This window comes from Streptoverticillium reticulum (assembly GCF_047456005.1).
Classification (GTDB): domain Bacteria; phylum Actinomycetota; class Actinomycetes; order Streptomycetales; family Streptomycetaceae; genus Streptomyces; species Streptomyces reticulum.
In genome coordinates this window covers 7,874,825-7,897,915 of record NZ_CP179755.1, presented here as the reverse complement: position 1 = coordinate 7,897,915, position 23,091 = coordinate 7,874,825, and the positions used below count along the sequence as shown (strand labels likewise).

Annotated in this window: 25 protein-coding genes; 15 read left to right on the top strand and 10 right to left on the bottom strand. The window is 71.2% G+C overall.

What is annotated here, in order from left to right; all coding sequences use genetic code 11:
- Positions 1-319 precede the first annotated feature (319 nt).
- Positions 320-793, top strand: coding sequence for a hypothetical protein (locus tag ACMATS_RS35915; RefSeq protein WP_414170371.1), 474 nt, complete (start codon positions 320-322; stop codon positions 791-793).
- Positions 794-983: 190 nt separating this feature from the next.
- Positions 984-2,774 (top strand): FAD-dependent oxidoreductase, encoded by a 1,791-nt coding sequence (locus tag ACMATS_RS35910; RefSeq protein WP_414170370.1) that lies wholly within the window; start codon positions 984-986, stop codon positions 2,772-2,774.
- Between the two features lie 125 nt (positions 2,775-2,899).
- On the opposite strand, the gene ACMATS_RS35905 is transcribed toward ACMATS_RS35910, so the two are convergent.
- Positions 2,900-4,402 (bottom strand): carboxylesterase/lipase family protein, encoded by a 1,503-nt coding sequence (locus ACMATS_RS35905; protein WP_414170369.1) that lies wholly within the window; start codon positions 4,400-4,402, stop codon positions 2,900-2,902.
- A gap of 106 nt (positions 4,403-4,508) precedes the next feature.
- Between ACMATS_RS35905 and ACMATS_RS35900 the strand changes: the two genes are divergently transcribed.
- Entirely contained in the window at positions 4,509-5,105 is a 597-nt protein-coding gene (locus tag ACMATS_RS35900) for a TetR/AcrR family transcriptional regulator (RefSeq protein ID WP_391153359.1), read from the top strand.
- Positions 5,106-5,238: 133 nt separating this feature from the next.
- Positions 5,239-5,643, top strand: a complete 405-nt coding sequence (locus ACMATS_RS35895; protein WP_390779569.1) for a hypothetical protein — start codon at positions 5,239-5,241, stop codon at positions 5,641-5,643.
- A gap of 79 nt (positions 5,644-5,722) precedes the next feature.
- Here the strand turns inward: ACMATS_RS35895 and ACMATS_RS35890 are convergent, their stop codons facing one another.
- From ACMATS_RS35890 to ACMATS_RS35880, 3 genes are all read right to left on the bottom strand, one after another.
- On the bottom strand, positions 5,723-6,913 hold the full coding sequence (locus tag ACMATS_RS35890; protein WP_414170368.1) for a serine hydrolase domain-containing protein: 1,191 nt from the start codon (positions 6,911-6,913) through the stop codon (positions 5,723-5,725).
- Between the two features lie 108 nt (positions 6,914-7,021).
- A complete protein-coding gene (locus ACMATS_RS35885) occupies positions 7,022-7,444 on the bottom strand; it encodes a hypothetical protein (protein ID WP_414170367.1) in 423 nt (140 codons plus the stop codon).
- A 118-nt stretch (positions 7,445-7,562) separates the two neighbouring features.
- On the bottom strand, positions 7,563-8,132 hold the full coding sequence (locus tag ACMATS_RS35880; protein WP_390779572.1) for a hypothetical protein: 570 nt from the start codon (positions 8,130-8,132) through the stop codon (positions 7,563-7,565).
- Between the two features lie 227 nt (positions 8,133-8,359).
- On the opposite strand from ACMATS_RS35880, the gene ACMATS_RS35875 reads away from it, so the two are divergent.
- The 3 genes from ACMATS_RS35875 (at position 8,360) to ACMATS_RS35865 (ending at position 11,897) form a co-directional block, all read left to right on the top strand.
- Positions 8,360-9,208, top strand: a complete 849-nt coding sequence (locus tag ACMATS_RS35875; protein WP_390779573.1) for an alpha/beta fold hydrolase — start codon at positions 8,360-8,362, stop codon at positions 9,206-9,208.
- 112 nt (positions 9,209-9,320) lie between these two features.
- Positions 9,321-10,775: a glyceraldehyde-3-phosphate dehydrogenase gene (locus ACMATS_RS35870; protein WP_336412009.1), complete on the top strand. Its 1,455-nt coding sequence runs from the start codon at positions 9,321-9,323 to the stop codon at positions 10,773-10,775.
- 114 nt (positions 10,776-10,889) lie between these two features.
- Positions 10,890-11,897: a DUF1259 domain-containing protein gene (locus tag ACMATS_RS35865; protein WP_414170366.1), complete on the top strand. Its 1,008-nt coding sequence runs from the start codon at positions 10,890-10,892 to the stop codon at positions 11,895-11,897.
- 21 nt (positions 11,898-11,918) lie between these two features.
- Here ACMATS_RS35865 and ACMATS_RS35860 read toward each other — a convergent pair whose 3' ends face one another.
- Positions 11,919-12,653 carry a TetR/AcrR family transcriptional regulator gene (locus ACMATS_RS35860; protein ID WP_390779576.1) on the bottom strand — a complete coding sequence of 245 codons (735 nt, stop codon included), beginning with the start codon at positions 12,651-12,653 and terminating at the stop codon, positions 11,919-11,921.
- Between the two features lie 305 nt (positions 12,654-12,958).
- Here ACMATS_RS35860 and ACMATS_RS35855 point away from each other — a divergent pair, with 305 nt between their 5' ends.
- Positions 12,959-13,768, top strand: coding sequence for a methyltransferase domain-containing protein (locus ACMATS_RS35855; protein ID WP_414170365.1), 810 nt, complete (start codon positions 12,959-12,961; stop codon positions 13,766-13,768).
- Here the strand turns inward: ACMATS_RS35855 and ACMATS_RS35850 are convergent.
- On the bottom strand, positions 13,731-14,726 hold the full coding sequence (locus ACMATS_RS35850) for a GlxA family transcriptional regulator (protein WP_414170364.1): 996 nt from the start codon (positions 14,724-14,726) through the stop codon (positions 13,731-13,733). The two genes, ACMATS_RS35855 and ACMATS_RS35850, sit on opposite strands and share 38 nt — an antisense overlap.
- A gap of 70 nt (positions 14,727-14,796) precedes the next feature.
- Here ACMATS_RS35850 and ACMATS_RS35845 point away from each other — a divergent pair, with 70 nt between their 5' ends.
- Both ACMATS_RS35845 and ACMATS_RS35840 read left to right on the top strand, forming a co-directional pair.
- The gene (locus tag ACMATS_RS35845; RefSeq protein WP_414170363.1) at positions 14,797-15,165 is read left to right on the top strand and encodes a cupin domain-containing protein; all 369 of its coding nucleotides are present in this window, start codon (positions 14,797-14,799) and stop codon (positions 15,163-15,165) included.
- A gap of 234 nt (positions 15,166-15,399) precedes the next feature.
- The gene (locus ACMATS_RS35840; RefSeq protein ID WP_414170857.1) at positions 15,400-15,933 is read left to right on the top strand and encodes an N-acetyltransferase family protein; all 534 of its coding nucleotides are present in this window, start codon (positions 15,400-15,402) and stop codon (positions 15,931-15,933) included.
- Here ACMATS_RS35840 and ACMATS_RS35835 read toward each other — a convergent pair.
- Entirely contained in the window at positions 15,905-16,690 is a 786-nt protein-coding gene (locus tag ACMATS_RS35835; protein ID WP_414170362.1) for a class I SAM-dependent methyltransferase, read from the bottom strand. The genes ACMATS_RS35840 and ACMATS_RS35835 overlap by 29 nt on opposite strands.
- Before the next feature lie 116 nt (positions 16,691-16,806).
- Between ACMATS_RS35835 and ACMATS_RS35830 the strand changes: the two genes are divergently transcribed.
- The 4 genes from ACMATS_RS35830 to ACMATS_RS35815 all read left to right on the top strand — a co-directional run bounded on the left by ACMATS_RS35830 (position 16,807) and on the right by ACMATS_RS35815 (position 20,300).
- Complete coding sequence (locus tag ACMATS_RS35830) at positions 16,807-17,409, top strand: TetR/AcrR family transcriptional regulator (RefSeq protein WP_414170361.1); 603 nt, start codon at positions 16,807-16,809, stop codon at positions 17,407-17,409.
- A gap of 283 nt (positions 17,410-17,692) precedes the next feature.
- Complete coding sequence (locus tag ACMATS_RS35825; RefSeq protein ID WP_414170360.1) at positions 17,693-18,343, top strand: PadR family transcriptional regulator; 651 nt, start codon at positions 17,693-17,695, stop codon at positions 18,341-18,343.
- A gap of 182 nt (positions 18,344-18,525) precedes the next feature.
- Entirely contained in the window at positions 18,526-19,527 is a 1,002-nt protein-coding gene (locus tag ACMATS_RS35820) for an ATP-binding cassette domain-containing protein (RefSeq protein WP_414170359.1), read from the top strand.
- A complete protein-coding gene (locus ACMATS_RS35815) occupies positions 19,524-20,300 on the top strand; it encodes an ABC transporter permease (protein ID WP_414170358.1) in 777 nt (258 codons plus the stop codon). The genes ACMATS_RS35820 and ACMATS_RS35815 overlap by 4 nt, the downstream gene beginning before the upstream one ends.
- Before the next feature lie 111 nt (positions 20,301-20,411).
- On the opposite strand, the gene ACMATS_RS35810 is transcribed toward ACMATS_RS35815, so the two are convergent.
- The gene (locus ACMATS_RS35810; protein ID WP_414170357.1) at positions 20,412-21,218 is read right to left on the bottom strand and encodes an SGNH/GDSL hydrolase family protein; all 807 of its coding nucleotides are present in this window, start codon (positions 21,216-21,218) and stop codon (positions 20,412-20,414) included.
- The gene (locus tag ACMATS_RS35805) at positions 21,205-21,774 is read right to left on the bottom strand and encodes a PadR family transcriptional regulator (RefSeq protein WP_414170356.1); all 570 of its coding nucleotides are present in this window, start codon (positions 21,772-21,774) and stop codon (positions 21,205-21,207) included. The genes ACMATS_RS35810 and ACMATS_RS35805 overlap by 14 nt, the downstream gene beginning before the upstream one ends.
- 119 nt (positions 21,775-21,893) lie before the next feature.
- Here ACMATS_RS35805 and ACMATS_RS35800 point away from each other — a divergent pair, with 119 nt between their 5' ends.
- Positions 21,894-22,319 carry a nuclear transport factor 2 family protein gene (locus ACMATS_RS35800; RefSeq protein WP_414170355.1) on the top strand — a complete coding sequence of 142 codons (426 nt, stop codon included), beginning with the start codon at positions 21,894-21,896 and terminating at the stop codon, positions 22,317-22,319.
- Positions 22,320-22,337: 18 nt separating this feature from the next.
- Here the strand turns inward: ACMATS_RS35800 and ACMATS_RS35795 are convergent, their stop codons facing one another.
- Positions 22,338-23,087, bottom strand: coding sequence for a nucleotidyltransferase domain-containing protein (locus tag ACMATS_RS35795; RefSeq protein WP_391157102.1), 750 nt, complete (start codon positions 23,085-23,087; stop codon positions 22,338-22,340).
- Between the last annotated feature and the right edge of the window lie 4 nt (positions 23,088-23,091).

Here is a 23,091-nt window from a genome sequence, read left to right as displayed (position 1 = left end):
AAACCCCCGTTCTGTTGTGCGTGCCCAGGGACCTTACTCAAGACCTGCCGGCGGCGCCCACCGGGGGGGGTGCGGGCGACGGCGAGTGCGCCGGTCTCGTGCTGACGGCAGGGGTATGTCTCAAGTCTCTTGTGATGCCCGGGGGACTTGCCGCCGCACGCAACGCATGAGGCACCAATGGGGTCTTGGCCATAGGGGTGGTGGAAACGCGTCAAAGCGGCGGATTCCGAGGATCCGTTCAGGTGTGCGATGCCAGACTCTGATCGCCGTCCCCTCCGGGGACCGGTGGACGATCGTCCCGGCGAAAGGAGACCCTTCCGTGAGGAAGAGGATCAGCAAGGTCAGCACGCTTGTTGCCACCGCCGCGCTCGCCACTCTGGCACTCGCCGGCCAGGCCGGCGCCGCCTCGCCCGCGCACGCCCCAGCCGCAGCAAGAGGCACGGCGAGCGCGGCAAGAACCCAGGCCTCCCAGGTGCTGTACGCGCCCGCCACGCTGGAGCGGGGGCAGTCCTGGACGTCCGACACCGCCCAGCTGGTCATGCAGACCGATGGAAACCTGGTCATCTACGACGAGTTCGGCCACGCCCGCTGGGCGTCCAACACGGTCGGCAGCGGCTGGCGCGCCGCCTTCCAGACGGACGGCAACTTCGTCGTCTACACCCGCTCCGGCCACGCGGTCTGGGCCTCCGGCACCGCCGGGCACCCCGGCTCCCGGCTCGCCGTCCAGGACGACGGCAACGTCGTGATCTATGACGGCAGTCAGGCCGTCTGGGCCTCCGGCACGAACCACTGATCCAGGCCGTCGGCAGGCCGGTCGCCCCGGCCTGCCGACGGCGCCGGTTCCAAACCCTCCTCCGGTCCACTCGACCCGATCGACGGAGTTCGGCAGCCGTCCCGCATCGGAGCCCCCGCGCGAGCGCATGCATGCTGCATGACTGCTTTGCGCGGACCGCCGCAAGGCGAAGGGTGAGGTAGGCGGGGAGATGAGCGAGAGCAGGAATCCGGAGGGGCTTCCGCGCCGCGCGGTGTTGCGGTACGGAGCGGCAGCAGCAGGCGCAACGGGGCTCGCCGGGCCCGCACGGGCCTTCGGCGGGGGCCGGTCCCGCCGCCGGGTCGCCGTGCTCGGTGCCGGCGTCGGCGGGCTGACCGCCGCGCACGAACTCGCCGAGCGCGGCTTCGAGGTGACGGTCCACGAGCGCCGCTCCGTCGCCGGCGGCAAGGCGCGTTCGCTGTACGTCCCGCACAGCGGCACCGACGGCCGGCGCGACCTGCCCGGCGAGCACGGCCATCGGGGCGTTTTCGGCTTCTACCACAATCTTCCGGACACCCTGCGGCGCATCCCGCTGCCCGGCGGCGGCAGCGTCTTCGACAACCTCACACCCGTGTCCTGGATCGAGCTCGCCCGCAGCGGAAACCGCCCGGCCGTCCCCGTCCCCGTCCGATCGGGCCGGCTCCCCCTCGCCGACGCCGGCCTGCTCGTCGCCTCGGTCGCCGGTCTCCTGTCGGAGAGCCTGCGGCTGCCGCCGTGGGAAGCGGCCTTCTTCGCCAAGCAGGCGGTCATGCTGTTCACCAGCTGCACCGAGCGCCGGTTCGGCCAGTGGGAACACGTGGGCTGGTGGGACTACATCGAGGCCGCCCGCATGTCGCAGGACTACCAGCGCCTGTTCGGCGGCGGCGTCCAGCTCCTGCAGGCCCTCAGACCCCCGACCGCCAGCGCCCGCACCTCCGGCCAGGGCCTGGAGGCCATCGTCAACGACCTCGCCGGACGCGGCAGCGACGGCCCGGCCGACCGCATCTTCAACGGCCCCACCAGCGAGGCCTGGATCGACCCCTGGGTCGCCCACCTGCGCGGCCTCGGCGTCCGCTTCGCCTTCGAGCAGCACGTCGAGCACCTCGAACTGCACGGCGGCCGCATCGCCGCGGCCCATGTCCGCACCGCACAGGGCGGCTTGGACCGCATCGACGCGAACTGGTTCGTCGCCGCGGTCCCCTCCGAACGCGCGACCAGGCTCTGGAACGGCGCGCTCCGCGCAGCGGATCCGCGGCTCGCGGCCATGGACGGGCTCCAGCAGATCTGGTGCAACGGCGTCCAGTTCTTCCTCCGCCGCCCGGCACCGGTCATCGCGGGCCACATCGTCCACGTCGACTCGCCGTGGAAACTGGTGTCGATCAGCCAGTCCAAGCTCTGGCGCGCACCGTTCGCCCACACCTGGGGCGACGGCCGGGTGCGGGAGTCGCTGTCCGTGGACGTCTCCGACTGGGAGACGCCGGGCATCCTCTACGGCAGACCCGCCCGGCAGTGCACCCGGGCCGAGATCGCCCGCGAGGTGTGGGCGCAGATGCAGGAGCACCTGGGGCGTACGAGCCAACACGGCCTGGACGACGCGCTGCTGCACTCCTGGTACGTGGACGAGGCGATCACCGACGCCCCCGGGGGCGGGACCCGCAACGACGACCTCTACCTGACCAACACCACCGGTTCCTGGGAGCTGCGCCCCGACGCGTCGACGGCCGTCCCGAACCTCTTCCTCGCCGCGGACTACGTCCGCACGTACAGCAACGTCGACTTCGCGTCGATGGAGACGGCGAACGAGGCCGGGCGCCGGGCTGCCGCGGCGGTGCTGGTGGCGGCGGGAGCCTCGGAGGCGCCCGCGGTTCGGACGTTCAAGGGGTACGAGGCCCCGGAGTTCGCCGCGGCCAAGGCGGAGGACCGCGAGCGGTGGCGGCGCGGCCTGCCGCATGTGCTGGACACCGCGCGGCGGGGCGCCCCGTAAGGGGCGCGGGGAACTGCGCGACCAGCCCCCACCGGCCTGCAGCCGACGCGCCGCCCGGAGCACAGCACGCCATCTGCGGGCGCGTAGTGGCTGATCGCGCAGTTCCCCGCGCCCCTTACGGGGCGCTAGGCAAGATCGAAAGGCGCCGGTGCGCGCCCCTCCCAGATGTGGCGGGAGGCCTGTTCGGGGTAGGGCACGGTCCTCGACTCGGTGTCCAGGACGCGCGTGAGCTGCCCGTCGGGCTCGTAGGCCGCCCAGCCCGGGTCGCCCGTGGTGGCGAACCGCACCCACGCCTGCCGGAGTTCGTCCGACACCGCGACCGCCTCGGGGGCGGGGCGGTCACCCCACAGCTGTCTGCCGGTGGGGCTGTCCAGCGTGCCGAACGCCAGGGGAACGTCGAGGCTGTGGCAGGCACCCAGGACGCCCCCCAGGGCCGGGGAGGCCAGCCGCAGCTCGAACAGGAACGAGGAACCGCCGGCTGCGGCGTTCGCCTCGGCCAGCAGCAGTGACGGCATCCGGAAGCACGCATCGGCGTACACCGACTCGAACAGTTCCTCCGGGCCGGCCTGCGGGAGGGCGGCCCGGTAGGCCTGCGCGCCGTGCGGGAACGGGGCGAACAAATCCAAGGCGGTACGGGCGTCCTCGTCGGTGATCCGGCCCAGTCGCCCGGTCATGACGGTGAACAGCCGGAACTCGTCGCGGGTGTGACCGACGAGGAGTTCGGTCCCGCTCGCCCGGCCGCCGTCCAGCGCGGACCACGGTGTCTCGGAGAGCACGTCGCCGTCGACGACGGGGCACACGGCGATACCGGCCTGGGAGAACCGTCCCCAGCGCTCGCGGTGGGCGGGGAGCTCGGCGCTGAGCGAGGTGAGCGCTTCGGCCAGGCGCCAGGGGTCGACGTCGGAGAGGGCCGCGGCGGTGGGCACGGTGCCGAGCCGGTCCGCCAGCGCGGCGGCGGCCTGTCCGGCCAGGGCGCGGGAGCAGTGCCAGCCCGGTACCGAGTGGGTGATGGCCCGTCGGAACAGCCCGCGCTGCTCCTTCATCGTCAGCAGTGCGGCGATCGATCCCGCCCCGGCGGACTGTCCGGCCACGGTGACCCGGCCGGGGTCTCCCCCGAAAGCCGCTACGTTCTGCTGTACCCACTGCAGCGCCGCGATCTGGTCGAGGAATCCGCGGTTGGCCGGGGCGCCTTCGAGGAGGGCGAAACCCTCGGCGCCCACGCGGTAGTTGATGCTCACCACGACGAGCCCCGCCGCGGCGAGCGCGGCCGGATCGTACATCGGGTCGGCGGAGCCGCCCGCGACGTAGGCGCCGCCGTGGATCCACACCAGCACCGGCAGCCCCGCCGCGCCCGGATCCGGGGTGCAGACGTCGAGCGTCAGCCAGTCCGTTCCGGACGGCGACGTCGCGGGAGCCGGCCCGGAGTGCGGCACGGACTGCGGGACCGCGGGTCCGGACTCCACCGCCTGCCGCGTCCCTTCCCAGGGCCGGGGCGGGGCGGGGGCGGCGAACCGGAGCGTTCCCACCGGCGGTTGGGCGTACGGAATGCCGCGGAACGCGGCGTGACCCTGCCGCCATCGGCCTTCGACCACTCCCTCGGCAGTACGCACCGTCGGCTGTTCGGGCATGTCGGCTTCCTTCCTCCACAGGGACCGGACCTCCAGAGTTATCGGCCAGTTGTATTATGTCAACCGTATGAAAACGTGAGACACGGAGAACGGCGGAGAGACGACGATGCCGAAACAGGTGGACCACCACGAACGCCGCCAGGCGATCGCCCGAGCGCTGTGGCGGGTCGTGGAGCAGCGCGGCGTCACACATCTGACGGTGCGTGAGGTCGCACGGGAAGCGGGCATGTCCCACGGCCAGTTGCAGCACTACTTCGCCACGCGGGAGGCGATGCTTTCGTTCGCCATGGACTTCGCGTCCGAACAGACCTCGCTGCGCGTCGGCCGGGGCCTCCAGGAGCTCGGCGACGAGCCGCACCCCCGCGACGTGCTCCGGCTGATGCTCACGGAGATGCTCCCCCTGCATGCCGACGCCCGCGCGACCAGCCGGATGAGCGCCGCGTTCGTGCTGGAGGCGCTGCACAACGAGAACTTCCACGCACGGGCGCGCGACGGGATGACCCAAGGGAAGCTTCTCGTCGAGCAGTTGATCCGGCAGGCGATCGCCGACGGGCACATCGGCTCCGACCGCGACCCGGTGACCGAGGCCCACCTCCTCCTCGCCCTCACGGGATTCACCACCCTGCTCGAACTGGGCGTGATCGAGCCCCGGGAGGCACTCGCCGCCGTCGATCACCACCTGGACCGGCTGTTCCAGGTCTAGGGGAACAACTGGCATTCAACGGACCTTATGGCCAATGCAGTTACTCCTCGCCCATCATGGTGGTGATCGCGAACGGGCACGCTCCACTCCCGTTCGCGGTAAGGGAATGCAGTCGAACATGAGGGGGCACCACATGAATTCCAGCATCCGGACCGGGCTCGTCGCAGTGCTGGCTGCCGGAGCGGTCGCCACGGCCGTCGCCCCCGCCTCCGCCGCGGTCACGGCCGGCGCCTCCCACGCGGTGGCGGGTGCGCATGCGGTGGCGGCCAATCCGAAGACGATCAAGCCGGCCGCGTACAACCAGGCCCGGAGCATCCTGGCCAATGCCGGCAGCCAGACGGCGGCCAAGTCGCACGTCATCCACGGCAAGGACGACGTTCCGGTCGGCTACGGCACAAGCCTGCTGGCCGCCGCGCGCGACGAGTTCCGCGCGGCCGACAAGAACCTCCCGGCGAAGGACAAGAAGGCCGACATGTCGATCGCGCACTACAACGCGATCCACAGCGCGGCCAAGACTATGGGCATCGACACCTGGTGATGCCGTAGGAAGCCGTGATCGACGGCTACGCGTGTGCGGCCCTGCTCGGCAATCCTGAGCAGAGCCGCACACGCACCTGTCACGACCGGCCGGCGCACAGGGCATGGTCGACCATGCCGGTCATGGCCCGGAGTTGGCGTGCGGCAGCTCCCTGGTCAGCGGGGCGGCTGTGCGCGGCGACGGTGACCGCGGCCCGTCCGTCGGCGGTGGCGGCGGGCCACACGAGGTAGCCGAAACCGCTGCCGCTGTGTCCCCAGTAGCCTCCGCCGCAGGACAGGGGCGTCCATTCGAGTCCGAGGCCGTAGCGGCTGCCCGGGGGGTTGTCGCGGCCGTCGGGCACGGCGACGGTCCGTTGCATGTCGGCGAGTTGTGCGGGGGCGAGCAGCCTGCCGCGCAGGAGCGCGGTGAAGAAGGTGTTGACGTCCGCCGCCGTGCTGATCACGGCGCCGTCGGCGTCCCCGTCGAAGGGCAGGTACGCGATCGTGGTGTCGGTCATCGGCCCGGCCGGCGCGAACTGCTGGTAGTTGCGGGCGTGAGGGCCCCGCAGCAGCGGGTCGTTGCCCGGGAGGACGGTGCGGTCGAGGCGCAGCGGCTGCAGGATCCGGCTCCGCACCTCCTTCTCCCAGGAGCGGCCGGTGACGGCCTTGATGACCATGCTCGCGAGGATGTAGTTGGTGTTGGAGTACTTCCACTCCGTCCCGGGTGCGAAGAGGGGCCGGTGCCTCATGGCGAAGGCGACGCGCTGCTCGGGGGTGTAGGTGGCCGCGCGGTTCCTGCGGTAGCCGTCGGGGCTGAGGTCGGGAACGACGTCACCGGTGTAGTCGGGCAGCCCGCTGGTGTGCTGGAGAAGCTGGCGCAGGGTGATGCGGCGGCCGTCGTTGCCCTGCCCGCGGACCGCTCCCGGCAGCCACCGCTCCACGGAGTCGTCGAGGGACAGCCGTCCCTCACCGGCGAGTTGGAGCATCACGGTCGCGACGAAGGTCTTGGTGGTGCTGCCGATCCTCAGGTACTCGTCCTGCGGTACGGGCTGCCGTGTGCGGAGGTCGGCGACCCCGCTGCGGGCGGTGCGGACTCCGCGAGGTGTGGCGAGTCTGGCGGACACTCCCGTGACGCCGGTGGCACGCAACGCGTCGGCGTCCCGCTGCAGTACGTCCGGCCGTCCGCCGGCAGCCGCTCCGACTTCTGCGGGAACGGAGACGAGTACGGCAAGGACTGCGGCAGCGCAGGCGGTTGCGGCCCGGCGGACGGCTCGGCGGTGCGTGATCGGCATGAGTCGACCGTACGAAGACACGGGCCGGGGCGGCCATCCGGCCGCCCCCCGGCCCCGGCTTCCGGTTTCCCCCCGTTCGGCCGGCGAGCACACTCGCCCCTCCTTCGGCTACTTCCGCACCTTCACCGTGACCTGCCACTGGACGACCGCGTGGGAACAGATCTCACCAGAACTGCGGGACCTGCAGCGGAAACGGGAGTCGAGCGTGGTCGTCCCGTCGGCGCGGGCATGGAAGACCGCGGTGGCATCGCCGTTCGGCAGCATCTTGGCCTTGTCCCGGTGGAGCAGCGTGCCGTCGGCGGCGGTGGGTTCGCTCCATGCCCACGTCGAGCTCTCGTTCTGCTCCCCCGAGAGGTGGACGTCGATCTCCTCGCCCTTGTGCACGGTGAAGGACTGTCTGTTGTCCTTGTTCCCGAGGTCCAGGTGCTTCGGCTTCGCATGCCCACCCCCGGGCATCGCGGACGCCAGGGGCGTCGCGGTCAGGGCCAGCACCGCGACCAGGGCCGCCACCGTCAACCGGGCAGTCTTCATTGCTCCACCTCAGCAAGCCTGTCGTGTCGGATCGGTTCGGATGTCACCGTCCTCTCTCCCTGCCCTGCGCGCGGGCGGGCCAATGCGAATGTCGCCGGTGTGGGTGACCGCCTTGTTCCTAAAGCCGGTTGTACGCTCCCTGGGCCTCCGCCGACGGGATGTGTGCCCGGAACTTGTGCTCCAGGTCCGCGCCCCGGACCACCCCCATCGTGTGGTACGCAAGCCCCCACTCGTCGATGGCCGAACCGTCCGCGAACATGCACATGTTGTGCAGGTTGTCGCGGCTGACGGCGTCGCCCTCCCTGATCCAGCCGCCCACTTCGAGCTTGTTGATGCCGAACTGCGAGGTGCCGCCCAGGTGGGCGCAGTACACGGCGGCCGGGTTGGCGCCTCCGGTGACGTGGGGCAGTGCGGGCTTGCGGATGTAGGCCAGGCCGGCGAGCGTCGGTTTGTCGGCGTCCAGGGTGTCGGCCGGGATGACGATCTGGCTGCCGTCCTCCGCCCGGAAGTGACACAGCCCGCGGACGGTGCCCAGTGCCGTGAGCCGGGCCTGGTTGTCGTAGTACGCGCGGTAGTCGCCGGGCGTGCCGCCCTGCCGCTGGCACCAGCCCGCAGGCGTGTCCGGCTTGTCGGGCTGGGCACTGGCCTGCGTCGTGACCAGGAGCGCGGCGCCGGTCGCAAGGGTCATGACTGTTGCTGTGATGCGTGCTCGCATTGCGTCCTCCCGAGTTCGGAGTTCTCCGAGTCCTGTGCTGGGACGGCGGACAGCCTCCGAGCACGGACGGGGTCCCGTCAACAGCTCCGTACACCAATCGGACGAAGCAACTCCGCGTCGGAAGAGACTTGACGGACAGTCGCACCCGGCATGTTCGGCCCTAGAATCCTTCCCCAGGGCTTTTCCCGGGGGAGGCTGTCGTGCGGAACGTCGAACTGCCCGCCGGAGTCATCGAGTACGACGTGACCGGATCGGGACCCGCGGTCGTACTGCTGCACGGGCTGCTGATGGACCACACGGTGTGGGACCGCGTACTGCCGCTCCTGCCGAAGGAGTTCACCTATGTGCGTCCCGTTCTGCCGCTGGGGTCCCATCGCCGGCCGATGAAGGACGGCGCCGACCTGACCCTGCCCGGGCAGGTCCGCCTCGTCGCCGACTTCCTCGACGCCCTCGACCTGGAGGACGTCACCCTGGTCCACGCGGACTGGGGCGGATCGCTGTTCCTCACCGCGCACGGACTGGACCGGCGCGTCGCCCGCACGATCATCCTGCCGTGCGAGGCGTTCGACAACTTCCCGCCCGGCCTGCCCGGCAAGACCCTGGGAGTGGCCATGCGCATACCGGGCGGCTTCCGGATCGCCGCCCGGCAATTGCGCATCGCCCGGCTGCGCCGGCTGCCGGTCATGCTGGGCCTGATGGCACGGCGCCCGCTGCCCGACGATCTCGTCCGCCGCTGGACCCAGCCGCTCATCACCGACCCCCGCATCCAGCGCGACCTGATCGCCTACTGCCGCGATCCGTTCGACAAGCCGGAGCTCGTCCGCAACACCGAAGCGCTGCGCCGGTTCACCGGAGAGGCGCTCGTGCTGTGGTCGCCCGACAATCGCGTGATGCCGGCCGAACACGGCCGCCGCCTGGCCGAGTTGCTGCCCGCCGGGCGCTACGCCGAAGTGCCGGGTGCCTACGTGCTGTCCATGCTGGACGAGCCCGGGGCCGTGGCACGCGAGATGGGCCGTTTCCTCACCACGTCCGGGACCCATAACGACTAACCGGTCATTTACGGACAAACACCTACAATCAGCACCGACCGGGGGTGCACCCCTTGAACGAACAGAGGAGCGAGTTAGCATGTGAGCGCTACCTAGCTCGAAAGAGAAGCCTGTGACTGTCAACGACGACTCGTTCACGAACTGGAAGATCCGCGAGGAGATCGCGGAGTCGATGATCCCGATCATCGGGAAGCTGCACCGGGAGCGGGACGTCACCGTCCTCCTCCACAGCCGCTCCCTGGTGAACAAGTCGGTGGTCAGCCTCCTCAAGACCCACCGATTCGCCCGGCAGATCGCCGGCGAGGAACTCTCGGTCACCGAGACGCTGCCGTTCCTGCAGGCTCTCACCACGCTCGACCTCGGTCCTTCGCAGATCGACATCGGCATGCTCGCCGCGACGTACCGGGCCGACGACCGCGGCCTGTCGGTGGAGGAGTTCACCGCAGGGGCCGTCGCCGGCGCCACGGGCGACAACAAGATCGAGTGCCGTGAGGGACGCGACGTCGTCCTCTACGGCTTCGGCCGCATCGGCCGCCTCGTCGCCCGCCTGCTCATCGAGAAGTCCGGCTCCGGCAACGGCCTGCGGCTGCGTGCCATCGTCGTCCGCGGGGGCGGCGGCCGGGCCGCCGAGGACCTGGTCAAGCGCGCCTCGCTGCTGCGGCGCGACTCCATCCACGGCCAGTTCCAGGGCACGATCACCGTCGACGAGGCGAACAGCACGATCGTCGCCAACGGCAACGAGATCAAGGTGATCTACGCCGACGACCCGTCGTCGGTCGACTACACGGCGTACGGGATCAAGAACGCCATCCTCATCGACAACACCGGCAAGTGGCGCGACCGCGAGGGCCTGTCGAACCACCTGCGCCCCGGCATCGACAAGGTGGTCCTCACCGCGCCGGGCAAGGGCGACGTCCCCAACATCGTCCACGGCGTCAACCACGACATGATCAAGCCGGACGAGCAGATCCTGTCCTGCGCGTCCTGCACCACCAACGCGATCGTCCCGCCGCTGAAGGCGATGGCCGACGAGTACGGTGTGCTGCGCGGTCACGTGGAGACCGTCCACTCGTTCACCAACGACCAGAACCTGCTGGACAACTACCACAAGTCCGACCGCCGCGGCCGTTCGGCGCCGCTCAACATGGTCATCACCGAGACCGGTGCCGCCTCCGCCGTCGCCAAGGCGCTGCCCGACCTCGAGGCGAAGATCACCGGCAGCTCGATCCGCGTCCCGGTGCCGGACGTCTCGATCGCCATCCTCAACCTGCAGCTGGCGCGCGAGACCACCCGCGAGGAGGTCCTCGACTACCTCCGCAACGTGTCGCTGACCTCGCCGCTCAAGCGCCAGATCGACTTCATCACGGCCCCCGACGCGGTGTCGAACGACTTCATCGGCTCGCGCCACGCCTCGATCGTCGACGCCGGCGCCACCAAGGTCGAGGGCGACAACGCGATCCTCTACCTCTGGTACGACAACGAGTTCGGCTACTCCTGCCAGGTCGTCCGCGTCGTCCAGCACATCTCCGGGGTGGAGTACCCGACCTACCCGGCCCCGCTGGCCTGATCCCCGGGTACGGGTGCCGCGGCAGGGCCGCGGCACCCGTACCCCGATGGGCTACGCCGCCTCGGCGGAAATGTCCACCTTCGGTCCTATATTCATGCCGGAGGTGACTGGCGGATGACCAGCAGCAGACCGCACACCACGGAAGAGCCGTCCAGAGCCCCGCGACGCCTGGTTCTGGCCACGGCCTTTTCCTCCCTGCTCGCCGGAGCGACGCCGGCTCACGCGGATGCGCCGTCCCCCGCTCTGCGCGGCGTGCGCCACCGGCCGAGAGCCAGGGGGCCGCTCCGGGCGGTGTCGACCGCGACCACGGACTGGAAGAGCGTCGGCAGTGCGCTGGGGCACCCGGGCAGAATGATCGGCCGCGACGTGTACGGGGTGGGGTTCACGCGCAACGATGCGCACGTCGTCTCCCAGGGCCACGCCATCAAGGCCATCGGCTCCTTCGTCTCCTTCGTCCGCTACGAGGACGGGCGGACCCTGATGATGGGCGAGCTGGCCGTCACGGAGACCGAGTTGCAGCACGTGAACGACGTGGTCAGCGCCCACGGGATCACGCTGACCTCGCTCCACAAGCACCTGTTCACCCAGGAACCCGCCATCTGGTGGGTCCACATCCACGCCATCGGCTCCGATCCCGCCGAACTGGCAAGAGGCCTGCGGGCGGTGCTGGACGTCACCAGGATCTCCCGGAGTTCCGCGGGCCCCGACGATGTCTCCGTCGATCTGGACACCGCGGGCATCGACCGCGCCCTCGGCGCCAAGGGCCGCAAGCAGGGCGGGGTCTACAAGGTCACCTTCGCCCGCAACGAGACCGTCGTCGAACACGACCGCGCGCTGCCCAAGATGACCGGCTCGACCACCGCCCTCGTCTTCCAGCCCATCGGCAGCAAAAAGGCCCTGCTCAGTGGCGACCTGGTCATGACCGCCCGGGAAGTCCCCGGCACCCTCAGGGCACTTCGCAAGGGGCGGATCGACATCGTCTCGCTCCACAACCACATGCTCGCGGACAGCCCGCGGCTCTTCTTCGTCCACGTGTGGGCAGTCGGTGACGCGGTCAGGCTGGCCGGATCCCTGCACCCGGCCGTCGCCGGCACGAACGTCTCGCCTGCGGATTCGATCTGACCGGGACGGCGGGACGGGCGGTCACCCTTCTGCCGTGAGCCCGTTGATCATCCTGTCGAGGAGCCGGTCGAAGACCGCCTGCGGGGACGGGTCGCCGGGCGCGGCAAGCGCCTGGGCGAACTGGGGATAGCTCCCGTCGGCCGTGACGGTCCGGAGCCAGCGGGCCTGCGCGTCGCGCAGCTCGCCGGACGTACGGCCCGCGGTCTCGCTCGCCTGCTCCTGGCCGAGCTCGTACGACACGCAGCTGACGACGAATCCGGTGACCAGACTGAAGGTCTCCAGCCGGGCCCTGGCGTCCGCACCGGTCGGAGCGAGCGCCGCGAGCGCGTACTCCACGACGGCGAGGGTGTTCGGGCCGAGGGTCTGCCGAGCGGTCAGCGCGGCGGGCAGCCAGGGGTGGCGCCGCATCATGGCGCGCTGCTCCTGGGCGATCTGCCGCAGGTCGGCACGCCAGTCCCCGGAGGGCTCGGCCGGCAGCCGGTGCTCACCGCTCACCTGGTCGATCATGAGCTCCAGCAGCGTCTCCTTGTTGGGGACGTAGCTGTAGAGGGACATCGTCCCGGCCCCGAGCCGGGCCGCGACCGCGCGCATGGTGACCGCGGCGAGCCCTTCCGCGTCGGCGATGGCGACCGCTTCGGCGGTGATCGTCGCGCGGCTGTGGGCCGGCGGCCTTCCCCGGCGCGGCCGTTCGGCCTGCGCCCAGAGCAGCTCCGGGTCCACTCCGGCCTTGCGCCCGGGTGAGCCTGCACGGGCCACGACGACCCCTCCCTTCCTCTGCTTCCATCCAAGCACGAGCCGTAATCGTACAGAGTACGAGAAGCGTTGCGGAACCGTGGCCGTGACGGCCCCCGGGGCCCTAGGGCGTGTCCGATGGGTCGGTGCAGGCCCTGCGGTGTCTGGTGCGGTGGATCGCAAGGCGGAGCATCTCCCGCGTACTGGGCGTACTCGGGTGATGCGACAACGCGGCGAGGCGCCGTACCTGGGGGCACCTCCCAGCGGTAGCTGGGGGAGCGCCGCAGGGCCTGTGCCGACCCATCGGACACGCCCTAGAGTGACCTCTCATGGCTGCCGACCACTCTTACGTGCCGCATGCCTTCTCCCACATCGATGCCCACCCCGACCCGGCCCGCCTGGTCCGGACGTTGTACCGGCTCGACGCCGAACCGTTCTTCGCGTCCTACAAACAGCGCCTTCGCCACCTCCTGCGGGCCCGGCCCGGCCAGAGCTTCCTCGACGCGGGGGCGGGAACGGGCCAGGCGGCATGCCGGCTCGCCGACGAGACCGGTGCACGGGTGACCGCATGTGATCTGTCCACCGTCATGTGCAACGAGATGAGCAGGAGCGGCCTTTCCCGCGTCGCCGTCGCCGACGTGCAGCAACTTCCCTTCCGTGACGCGGCGTTCGACGGGGCCTGGGCGGACCGCATCCTCCAGCACGTCGGCGACCCCGACCGGGCCCTGTCCGAGCTGGTGCGCGTCGTCCGGCCCGGAGGCCGCATCGTCGTCTGCACCCCCGACGCAGGCACCCAGGCCCTCGACATCGCGGACCACGAACTGGCCGCCAAGGTGCTCGGACTGCGCCGGACGAGGAACGTCCTGCACGGCACCGTCGCCCGCAGGGTGCCCGGCGTCCTGGCCGGACACGGCCTCCGGGAGATCGAGATCGAGGCCCGGACACTCCTCGTCCGGGACCGGCGGACCATGGACGGCACGATAGGCATCCGCGACTGGGCCGACACCTTCGCCGAGCACGGCTACCTCGACCGGTCCGAGGCGGACCGCTTCAACGCCCTCCTCGACGACGCCGTACGGAGCGGCCGATTCCTCTATGCGGTCACGTACTTCCTGACGTCGGCGACAGTGCCGGCCTGACGGGCGCCCGCCCCGGCCCGGCCCGGAACGCCCGGCGGTACGCGCCCGGCGTCGTCCCCAGGGCGCCCTGGAAGCGTCTGCGGAGGTTGGTGGCCGAGGAGAGGCCGACGCGGCGGGCGACGGTCTCCAGGGGGAGGTCGGTCGACTCCAGCAACTCGCGCGCTGCCACGACCCGTTGCGCGAGCAGCCACTGTCCGGGACTGGCGCCGAGCTGGTCGATGAAGCGCCGGGTCAGCGTCCGTGCCGAGACGCCCGCGTGCGCGGCCAGGTCCTCGACGGTCACCGGCTCGCCGAGCCTGCCGGTGACCCATTGCAGCAGCGGAGCGAGCGAGCCGTCGATCTGCACGGGATGCGCCGGCGCCGCGTACTGCAGCTGCCCGCCTTCGCGGTGGGGCGGCATGACCATGGTCCGTGCGACGTGCGCGGCGTACCCGGCGCCCTGGTCGGAGCGGACCAGGTGCAGGCACAGGTCGATGCCGGCGCCGCCGCCGGCGCTGGTGGCCACGTCGCCGTGGTCCACGTACAGCACGTCCGGGTCGACCAGGACGGAGGGGAACCGCTCGGCCAGTTCGCCGACTTGGGCCCAGTGGGCGGTCGCCCGCCGTCCGTCCAGCAGGCCGGCGTGCGCCAGTGCGAAGGCACCGGCGCAGATGCTGACCACCCGCGCCCCACGGGAGTGCGCGCGGCGCAGGGCCCGGACGACCGCGGGCGAGGGCGGCTCCTGGACGGGCATCCAGCCCGGGACGACCACCGTGTCCGCCCGGCCGAGCGCGTCCAGGCCGTCGGTCACGAGCATGTCGTACCCGGCGGGCGTCGCGACGGGGCCGGGGTGCTCGGTGCACACGCCGAACGTGTACCGCGCGGGCAGTCCCCGCCGTTCGATCCCGAACACCTGGGCCGCGCAGGCGAGCTCGAAGGTTGACTGCGGAGAACGGACGAGAGCCACGACACGATGCATGGCGGGAAAGTACCGCAGGATGTCATTCCTGACACTGGGCGGGTCGGCGATCACCCACCAGGCTGGCCTCATGACGACAGACATGACGACAGACGTGACGGCAGACATGACGACAGGACAGAACATGCCCGGATACGTGTGGCACACCGTGCAGGACGCTCCGGTGCGCGAGATCTTCCCGGGCATCCGCGTGCGCCCGCTGTGGAGCGGGGACAACGGCGCGAAGGCCCAGGTGGTGGAACTGGACCCGCAGGCCTGCTGGCAGGGAATCGACGTCCACGAGCCGGGCCCCGAGGAGGTCTTCGTCGTCTCGGGCGTCTTCAACGACGGGATACGGGACTATCCCGCGGGCTCCTTCATCCACGCCCCCGCGGGTTCCTCGCACGTCCCACAGACGACGACGGGCTGCACGCTGTTCGTCTTCTACCCGGAAGGCTAGGGTGCGTCCGATGGATCGTCGCCCCGAAGGAGCGCGGGGAACTGCGCGATCGGCCACAACGCGCCCGCAGCCGACCCCGGACCCCTGGGGTGGTGCGTCGGCTGCAGGCCGTCGGTGGCTGATCGCGCCCCCGCGGCGGAGCCGCAAATCGAAACAGCCCCGCGCCCCTGACGGGGCGCTGCAAGACCCGTCGGACACGCACTTGGGGGTGGCACAGTGTGGTCCGTGCGCACGATGACGGAGACCGACATTCCAGCCGTCTCGGCCGTACGCGTATCCGGCTGGAAGGCCGCCTACGCCGGCATGATTCCGCAGTCCTATCTGGACGGTATGACGGTCGAGGCGGACACCGCACTGCGCCGACGGCAATTCCCCGGTTCCCGGGGGCGGATGACCGACCTCGTGGCGGTCGACAGCCGTGACGAGGTCGTGGGGTGGGCCTGCCTCGGTCCCGACCGCGACACCGGGGGCCGGGAGCCGGCCACGGGCGAGCTCTACGCGCTGTACGTCCACCCCTCCCTCACGGGATCCGGGATCGGCCGTACGCTGCTCGGCGCCGTGCACGCCCACGCCGGCAACCAGGGCCTGGACAGCATGCTGTTATGGGTTCTCCGGGACAACGTCACCGCGCGCCGCTTCTACGAGCGGGCCGGTTACACCTCGGACGGTGCCGTGCAATCCGACGACTACGACGGCCTGTCCGTAACCGAAGTCCGCTATCACCGCGCGCTGGACCGGATCACGCAGCGCCCGCCCGTACCACGGTGACCGCCACCGTCGTATAGCGCATCGTGAAGCCGCCGCCCATCGCGTCGATGACGGTCCCGACACCCTCCAGCACTTTCCCCATGCGGTCCGGCGGGAGCCGGGTGAAGGCGCCCGTGGTGGGCATCAGGTCCAGCCATGCATCCCGGGTGTAGAAGAATTCCCAGTCGAATTCCCAGTGTTCCGGTTCGCTGAATTCTCCCGACTCCCGCATCCCGTCGGCCACTTTGGCGAAGGGCGTCCGGCACACGTCCCGGGATCCGTTCGTCATCGCCCGGAAGTCGAACGGCGTGTCAGGGAGCGCCCGTTGACAGGCCACGGCGACGGCTTCCGCGACGTCGGGCGGGAACCGGAACACGTTCCAGAAGGGGGCCAGCAGACCGCCGGGGCGCAGCACCCGGGCGGCCTTGGCCGCTCCCGCGGCCGGGTCGACCCAGTGCCAGGCCTGGCCGGCGACGACCGCGTCGAAGTCCCGGCCGGCCGGGTCCCACTCCTCGAACCTCGCCACCTCGACCTCTCCGCCGAACTGCCGCGCCAGGCCGGCCATGCGTGCGTCGGGGTCGATGCCGAGCACCCTGCACCCGGCCGCCTGGAACTGCCGCGTGACGATGCCCGTACCGCAGCCGACGTCGAGGACGTCGGGCCGGGGGCCGGCCGGGGCAGCGGCAGCGACAGCGGCGATCCGCTCGATCAGGGCTTCGGGGTAGCGGGGCCGGGCGCGGTCGTAGCGTTCGGCGTCCGTGCCGAACGACTCGGCCATCTCCCGGTGTTGATGGGGTTCGTTCCCTGGAGGCCGTACAGTGGGCATGCGCCCACTATGGTGGGCACATGCCCACTCGTCAACGGGTGGAGCAACAGGCGGGAGGAGCAGGCGACATGCCGACAGGAGTGGCCCTGCGCGACGCGCGGGAGCAGTTGTTCGCCGCTGCCGAGCGCATCCTGCTCCGGGACGGCCCGAACGCGCTGACCAGCCGGGCGGTCACCACGGAGGCGGGTTGCGCCAAGGGCGTCCTGCATCGGCACTTCGCCGACTTCGACGCCTTTCTCGCCGAGCTCGTCCTGGACCGCATCGCCCGGATCGAGGACCGGGCCACCGTCCTGTGCGCATCCGCCGGGACCGGCACCGTCACCGGCAACCTCACCGGCGCGCTGACGGACCTGTTCGGCTCGTCGGTCGCCGTGGGGATCGTCGCGCTGATCACCTTCCGCGACGACCTGCGCGCCCGGCTGCGCCGGAGCAGACCGGCGGGCGTCCCGGTCCTCACCGAGGCCACGGCCATGATCGCCGCGTACCTGACCGCCGAGCGCCGGCTGGGCCGTATCGCGGCCGATGCCGACGTGGACGCCCTCTCCCCCACCCTGATCGGCGCCGGGCACCTGCTGTTCGCGGACCGCAGGGGCGTCCCGCCGGAGACCGAAGCCGTCCGGAAGGTCGTGGCCACGGTCGTCGCGGGTGTCGTGCGGGATCCGATGCCGTGAACGGCATGAGCGGGGAAGCCTGTTGACCGACGGCCTACCGCACCGCCCCCGCACGCCAGGTGGCCGTGACCCCGCCAGCGATGAGCAGAGGATCGACGCCGCGCACGCGGCCGCGGCACTGGAGCGGGGGCGTGGACCGGCCACCGTCACGGGTCCCGAGGGCAGGGGCCGCACACGACAGCCCACAGAACGCGATACATCGCGGTCTGGTGCAGTCGCGACAGTCGCGATATAGTCGGCCACGGATATACGGAAGCGGGGACAGCGAGGACAGGGAGGGGCCATGCCGAAGCGGCGCAAGCTCAGCAATCCTCTGGCACTGGCCGTCCTGGTCACGCTGCAGGAGCGGCCCCGGCATCCGTATGACGTCGGACGTGTGCTCCGGCACCGCGGCAAACACCACAGCATCAAGATCAACTACGGCTCGCTGTACACCGTCGTCCGGAACCTGGAGAAGCACGGCTTCGTCGAGACCTCGGACGTCGAGCGGCAGGGCAACCGGCCCGAGCGCACGCTCTACCGGCTCACCCCCGCCGGACGGGCGGAGCTGCACGACTGGCTGTCCGAGCTGGTGGCGGTCCCGGCCAAGGAGTTCCCGCTCTTCGAGTCCGCGCTCTCCCTGCTCCCCGCGCTTCCCGCCGACGAGGCGATCGCACTGCTCGGGCAGCGGCTGGCCGCACTGGAGGAGCAGGCGGCCGGGATGCAGGGCGAGTTGGAGAAGTGGTCGGGGCTGCTGCCCCGGCTGGTGCTGATCGAGGCCGAGTTCCAGCTCCACAGGATCCGGGCCGAGGCGGCCTGGGTGCGGGAGTTCCACGCGGAGCTGGAGCAGGGCTCGTTCGAGGGCATCGCCCAGTGGCGCGAGATGGGCAGGACGGGCGGCGTGCCCGAGGAGCTGCAGCGACTGGAGGAGCACCTGGACCAGGACCGGACCTGACAAACCCGGCGAACGAACCCCGGCGGCGCTGCGCCAACAGCCCCGCCGGGGTCCTCAGCCCCGAACGGACCTGCGCGAGGCAGGCCGGGCGCCCAAGGTGCGGCACACCCAGAATAGCCCGGTCCCCTTCCGTAGATCGGTTCGGTACACATCGAACACCGACACACGGAGGACGCTCAGTCATGAGCACATCCCCGCACGCCGTCGAGGCGCGCGAACTGACCAAGACCTACCCCGGCGACGTCACCGCCCTCGCCGGGCTCAGCCTCACGGTGCGGCCCGGCACCGTCTTCGGGCTGCTGGGCCCCAACGGCGCCGGCAAGTCCACCACCGTCAAGATCCTCACCACCCTGGCCCGGCCCGACTCCGGCACCGCCACCGTGGCCGGTCACGACGTGCTGCGCCACCCGGACCGGGTGCGGCGCGCCATCGGGGTGGTGGCCCAGCGCTCCGGGGCCGACCCGGTGGCCACCGGCCGGGAGAACCTGCTGCTGCAGGGACGGCTCTACGGTCTGCGCGGGGCCGGACTGACCTCCCGCGTGGACGACTTGCTGGCCCGCTTCGCGCTGGCCGACGCCGCCGGCCGCCCGGCGAAGAGCTACTCGGGCGGCATGCAGCGCCGCCTGGACGTGGCGCTCGGCCTGGTGCACCGCCCCGAGGTGCTGTTCCTCGACGAGCCGACCACCGGCCTCGACCCCGAGGCCCGCACCGCCATGTGGCAGGAGATCGGCCGGCTGGCCGGTGCCGAGGGCCTGACGGTCGTGCTCACCACGCACTATCTGGAGGAGGCCGACCACCTCGCCGACCGCATCGCCATCGTCGACCGCGGCCGGGTCGTCGCCACCGGCGACCCGGACCGGCTCAAGGCCGAACTGCGCGGCGACGCCGTGCAGGTGGAGCTGCGCGAAACATTGGGCGAGGTGGATGCGCGCCTGCTGGCCACGGCCGTCGGCGAGTTCGCGGGCGTGCGCGAGGTGACGCTGGAGGGCCGGCTGCTGAGCGCCCGGGCCGACGACGGGGGTGCCGCGGTGCCCGCCGTGCTGGCCGTGCTCCAGCGCGAGGGCGCCCGCGTGGCCACGGTCACCGTGGCCCGCCCGTCCCTGGACGACGTCTACCTGCGTCACGCGGGCCGCCGGTTCGCCGACGCGGACGCCGCCCCGGCGCTCGCCGGAGGTGCCCGGTGACCGAGACCCTGCGCCAGACCTGGTACATGACCGGGCGCCGGCTGACCCCGATGCTCCGGCAGCCCGCCTTCCTGCTCATCACCCTCGTCCAGCCGGTGGTCTGGCTGTTCCTCTTCGGGGCGCTGTTCCGCAAGGTGGTGGAGCTGCCCGGCTTCGGCGGCGGCAACTACCTCGACTACCTGGTGCCCGGAGTGGTCGCGATGAGCGCCCTGTCCGGCGCCATGTGGGCGGGCATGGGCACGCTGGAGGAGATCGAGCGCGGCACGCTCAACCGCTTCCTGACCACTCCGGTCAGCCGCAGTGCGCTGATGAACGCCAATGTGGTCCAGCAGGGGGTGAGCACCACCGTCCAGTCGGTGCTCATCGTGCTGCTCGGCAAGGCGGGCGGGGCGACGTACCCCGGCGGCGTGGGCGGTCTCGCGGTCCTGGTGGTGGCCTCGGTGCTGCTGGGCACCTGTGTGGGGGCGGCCTCCAACGCCCTGGGCATGCTGGTGCGCCAGCGGGAGTCGATTATCGGGATCAACACCTTCCTGCTGCTCCCGATGACCTTCCTCTCCTCGGCGTTCATGAAGCCCGCGCTGATGCCGTCCTGGATGCGGCACATAGCGGACGTCAATCCGCTCGACTGGGCTCTGGTGGCGGGCCGTTCGGCGATGTCCGCCGCCCCGGACTGGGGCCTGGTGCTCGGCCGCGGCGGGGCGCTGCTGCTGGCCGCGACGGTCGCGGTGTGGCTGTCCACCCGGACCTTCCGCGCGTACCAGCGCTCGGTGTGAGGGCAGATTCTGCGCAGCCCCGTCCTGCGCGTGTCCTGGTGCACATGTCCCATAGAGGCGAAGCGAATTACTTGTCCAGGTTTCTCCCTTCTTCCAGCTTCCGCTGGTCCGTCACGTCGCGTCAAGAACCGGGAGCAGTTGCGGTCGTTTGGCGATCCGGCCGTCACCCGACGAGTGGCCCCGGAGCCGGCGGACGAGCCAGGGGGCGAGGAACGAGGCGGCCCAGCGCAGTTCGGCCGTGGCGGCGTGCCACCCGGCGGGGCCGGGATGCACCGGAGGGGGCAGCGGGTGCGTCCACGAGTCGTCGGTGCCGGGGAGCCCGAGGGCGTGGGAGAGGGCGGCGGCGATCCGCTGGTGGCCGAGCGGGCTGGCGTGCAGCCGGTCGGGGCTCCACATGCGGGCGTCGGTGACGACGGGGTGATGGGCGGCCTCCGCGACGGTGACGCCGTGGCGGCGCGCCGCCTCGCGGATGCGGTGGTTGAGGGCCGTGACGCGAGGGCCGAGGGGACGGGCCAGCGGGACGATGCGTGCCGGGTCGGGGAAGGTGAGGGTGGCGACGCGCGCCCCCTGGGCGGTGAGTGCGGCGAACATCGCCTCCAGGTGGCCGGCCGGCTCGTCGGCGTCGAACCGGGGTCTGAGCAGGTCGTTGAACCCGGCGACCACGGTGGCCAGATCGGGGCGCAGGGCCAGGGCCGGGGCGAGCTGCTGGGCGTGGACCTCTTCCGCGATGCGGCCTCGTACGGCCAAGTTGGCGTAGCGGAGGCCGGGGTTGTGGTGCGCGAGGTGCTCGGCGAGGCGGTCGGCGAAGCCGCGCAGGCCCATGGTGTCGTCGCCGTCGCCCAGCCCTTCGGTCTGGCTGTCGCCCAGGGCGACGTACCGCGCGTACCGCGTGTTCGGGGGGTGCTCAGTGCCGGACATGTGCTGCCCGCCTCTCCCTCAGGACCGTGATCGTGCGCTCGCACCAGTCGCGATTGCCCTGCTCGAAGGCGAGGCCGCGCAGGCAGGTCAGGTACGGGCCGATACGGTCGCCGTGGCGCAGGAACGCCTCCTCGGTACGGTCGCCCCGCATGCTGCGCAGCAGCTTTCCGAACAGGTCGATCTTGGCCTGGGCGAAGGCGGCACGCTCGGCGAGCTGCGCGACCAGGGCGGCGGCGTCGACGTGGTCGACGGCGCGGACCTTGACGAGCAGGTCGTCACGGATGAACGACGGCTTGGCGGAGGCGACCGCGAAGCCCTCCAGTTCCGCCAGACCTGCGCCGGTCACGTGGAACAGGCGCTTGGTGGGCCGGGTCTCCTGGACCACCTCCCGGCCCGTGACGAGCCCGTCCTTCTCCAGCCGGGTGAGCTCGGCATAGAGCTGTTGCGGCTGGGCGTACCAGAAGTTCGCCACGCCGAGGTCGAACGCCTTGGCCAACTCGTAGCCACTCAGCTCCCCGTCGAGCAGCGCCGCCAGAACGGCGTGCCGCAATGCCACCGGACCGCCTCCTCCCTTTCCGGGTCCGCTCCCCTGTTGTCGGACGCCTTCCGCATGCTACTCATAAACATGACTAGTCACTTTCATGACTATGCAGAGGCTATGCAGAGGAGTGCGCCATGACCACCGCAGACCGCTTCCGCGCCGCCGTCGAGCATCGCGATCTAGCGACCCTGGAAGACCTGTTCACCGAGGACATCCGCTTCTACAGCCCTGTGAAGTTCACGCCGTTCGAGGGCAGGCCGATGGTGCTGGCGCTCTTCCGGGTCCTCCTGCGCACCTTCGAGGACTTCCGCTACGCAGGGCAGTACACCGGCACGGCGGAGACCTGCACCGACGGCACGGTGTCCCCGTCGGCGGTCCTGCTCTTCCGCGCCGCCGTGGGGGGCAAGCAGATCCACGGCATCGATCTGCTGCACTTCGCCGACGACGGCCGGATCAAGGAGTTCACGGTGATGGTCCGGCCGCAGTCCGCCGTCCACGCCCTGGGCGAAGCGGTGTTCGCCGGCCTGGCGGCGGACGGCCTGGTGCCGGACTCCCGTTGACCGGCGCCGGAGACCGGCTCAGACGGCGGACCGGAACAACTCCTGTGCCGTGGCGAGAGCTTGCCGAAGAGCCTCCGGCTCCGGCTGCAGGCCGGCCACGATCGCGTCGACACCGCGCAGATCCGCCCTGTCCAGCAGCCGCTTCTCGTTGGTGACCCACTCGCCGCGCGCCGCCAGCACCGCATGCGCCGTCTGCAGGGCGGCGGTGGCCAGCGCGCCCGCCACCTCCGTGGCCTGGCCGCGCCGGACGTAGGCACCCTCGGCGTACTGGAGCGTCACGGCTGCCCGGCCCCGCCACACGGGCGGGGCCGCGGCGCGCAGCGCATCCGGATAGCCGGGGCGGGGCAGCGTGCCGCGCAGCACCCGGTTGACGGCGAGTTCGGCGACCACCAAGTAGCTGGGGATGCCCGCGAGGTGGAACATCAGCGGCTCCCAGTGGAAGCGGCCCTGCCGGGCCTCGCCGAGTTCGTGTTCGACGACGTCCAGGTCGCGGTAGTGGACGTCGACCTGCCGGCCCTCGATCGTCAGCCAGGCACCCCCGTTGAAGACTCCACCGCCCCAGCCGCCGATTTCGGACACCTCCCCGTCCCAGCCGACGGCGCGCAGGTCGGCCGGATCGAAGCCGCCTCGGTAGTACACGGCCATGTCCCAGTCGCTGTCAGGGGTTTCGGTTCCCTGGGCACGCGAGCCGCCGAGGGTGACGGCGTGCACGGCGGGGAGGGCGGCGAGTGTGTCGGCGACGCGGTCGAGGAAGAGGTCGTCGGTCACAGGG

Bases quoted from the DNA above. Each gene is read 5' to 3' on its own strand.
- ACMATS_RS35910 (WP_414170370.1), top strand. From the start codon at position 984: ATGAGCGAGAGCAGGAATCCGGAGGGGCTTCCGCGCCGCGCGGTGTTG.
- ACMATS_RS35905 (WP_414170369.1), bottom strand. From the start codon at position 4,402: ATGCCCGAACAGCCGACGGTGCGTACTGCCGAGGGAGTGGTCGAAGGC.
- ACMATS_RS35900 (WP_391153359.1), top strand. From the start codon at position 4,509: ATGCCGAAACAGGTGGACCACCACGAACGCCGCCAGGCGATCGCCCGA.
- ACMATS_RS35895 (WP_390779569.1), top strand. From the start codon at position 5,239: ATGAATTCCAGCATCCGGACCGGGCTCGTCGCAGTGCTGGCTGCCGGA.
- ACMATS_RS35890 (WP_414170368.1), bottom strand. From the start codon at position 6,913: ATGCCGATCACGCACCGCCGAGCCGTCCGCCGGGCCGCAACCGCCTGC.
- ACMATS_RS35885 (WP_414170367.1), bottom strand. From the start codon at position 7,444: ATGAAGACTGCCCGGTTGACGGTGGCGGCCCTGGTCGCGGTGCTGGCC.
- ACMATS_RS35880 (WP_390779572.1), bottom strand. From the start codon at position 8,132: ATGACCCTTGCGACCGGCGCCGCGCTCCTGGTCACGACGCAGGCCAGT.
- ACMATS_RS35865 (WP_414170366.1), top strand. From the start codon at position 10,890: ATGACCAGCAGCAGACCGCACACCACGGAAGAGCCGTCCAGAGCCCCG.
- ACMATS_RS35855 (WP_414170365.1), top strand. From the start codon at position 12,959: ATGGCTGCCGACCACTCTTACGTGCCGCATGCCTTCTCCCACATCGAT.
- ACMATS_RS35850 (WP_414170364.1), bottom strand. From the start codon at position 14,726: ATGCATCGTGTCGTGGCTCTCGTCCGTTCTCCGCAGTCAACCTTCGAG.
- ACMATS_RS35845 (WP_414170363.1), top strand. From the start codon at position 14,797: ATGACGACAGACATGACGACAGACGTGACGGCAGACATGACGACAGGA.
- ACMATS_RS35840 (WP_414170857.1), top strand. From the start codon at position 15,400: ATGACGGAGACCGACATTCCAGCCGTCTCGGCCGTACGCGTATCCGGC.
- ACMATS_RS35835 (WP_414170362.1), bottom strand. From the start codon at position 16,690: ATGGCCGAGTCGTTCGGCACGGACGCCGAACGCTACGACCGCGCCCGG.
- ACMATS_RS35830 (WP_414170361.1), top strand. From the start codon at position 16,807: ATGCCGACAGGAGTGGCCCTGCGCGACGCGCGGGAGCAGTTGTTCGCC.
- ACMATS_RS35825 (WP_414170360.1), top strand. From the start codon at position 17,693: ATGCCGAAGCGGCGCAAGCTCAGCAATCCTCTGGCACTGGCCGTCCTG.
- ACMATS_RS35820 (WP_414170359.1), top strand. From the start codon at position 18,526: ATGAGCACATCCCCGCACGCCGTCGAGGCGCGCGAACTGACCAAGACC.
- ACMATS_RS35810 (WP_414170357.1), bottom strand. From the start codon at position 21,218: ATGTCCGGCACTGAGCACCCCCCGAACACGCGGTACGCGCGGTACGTC.
- ACMATS_RS35800 (WP_414170355.1), top strand. From the start codon at position 21,894: ATGACCACCGCAGACCGCTTCCGCGCCGCCGTCGAGCATCGCGATCTA.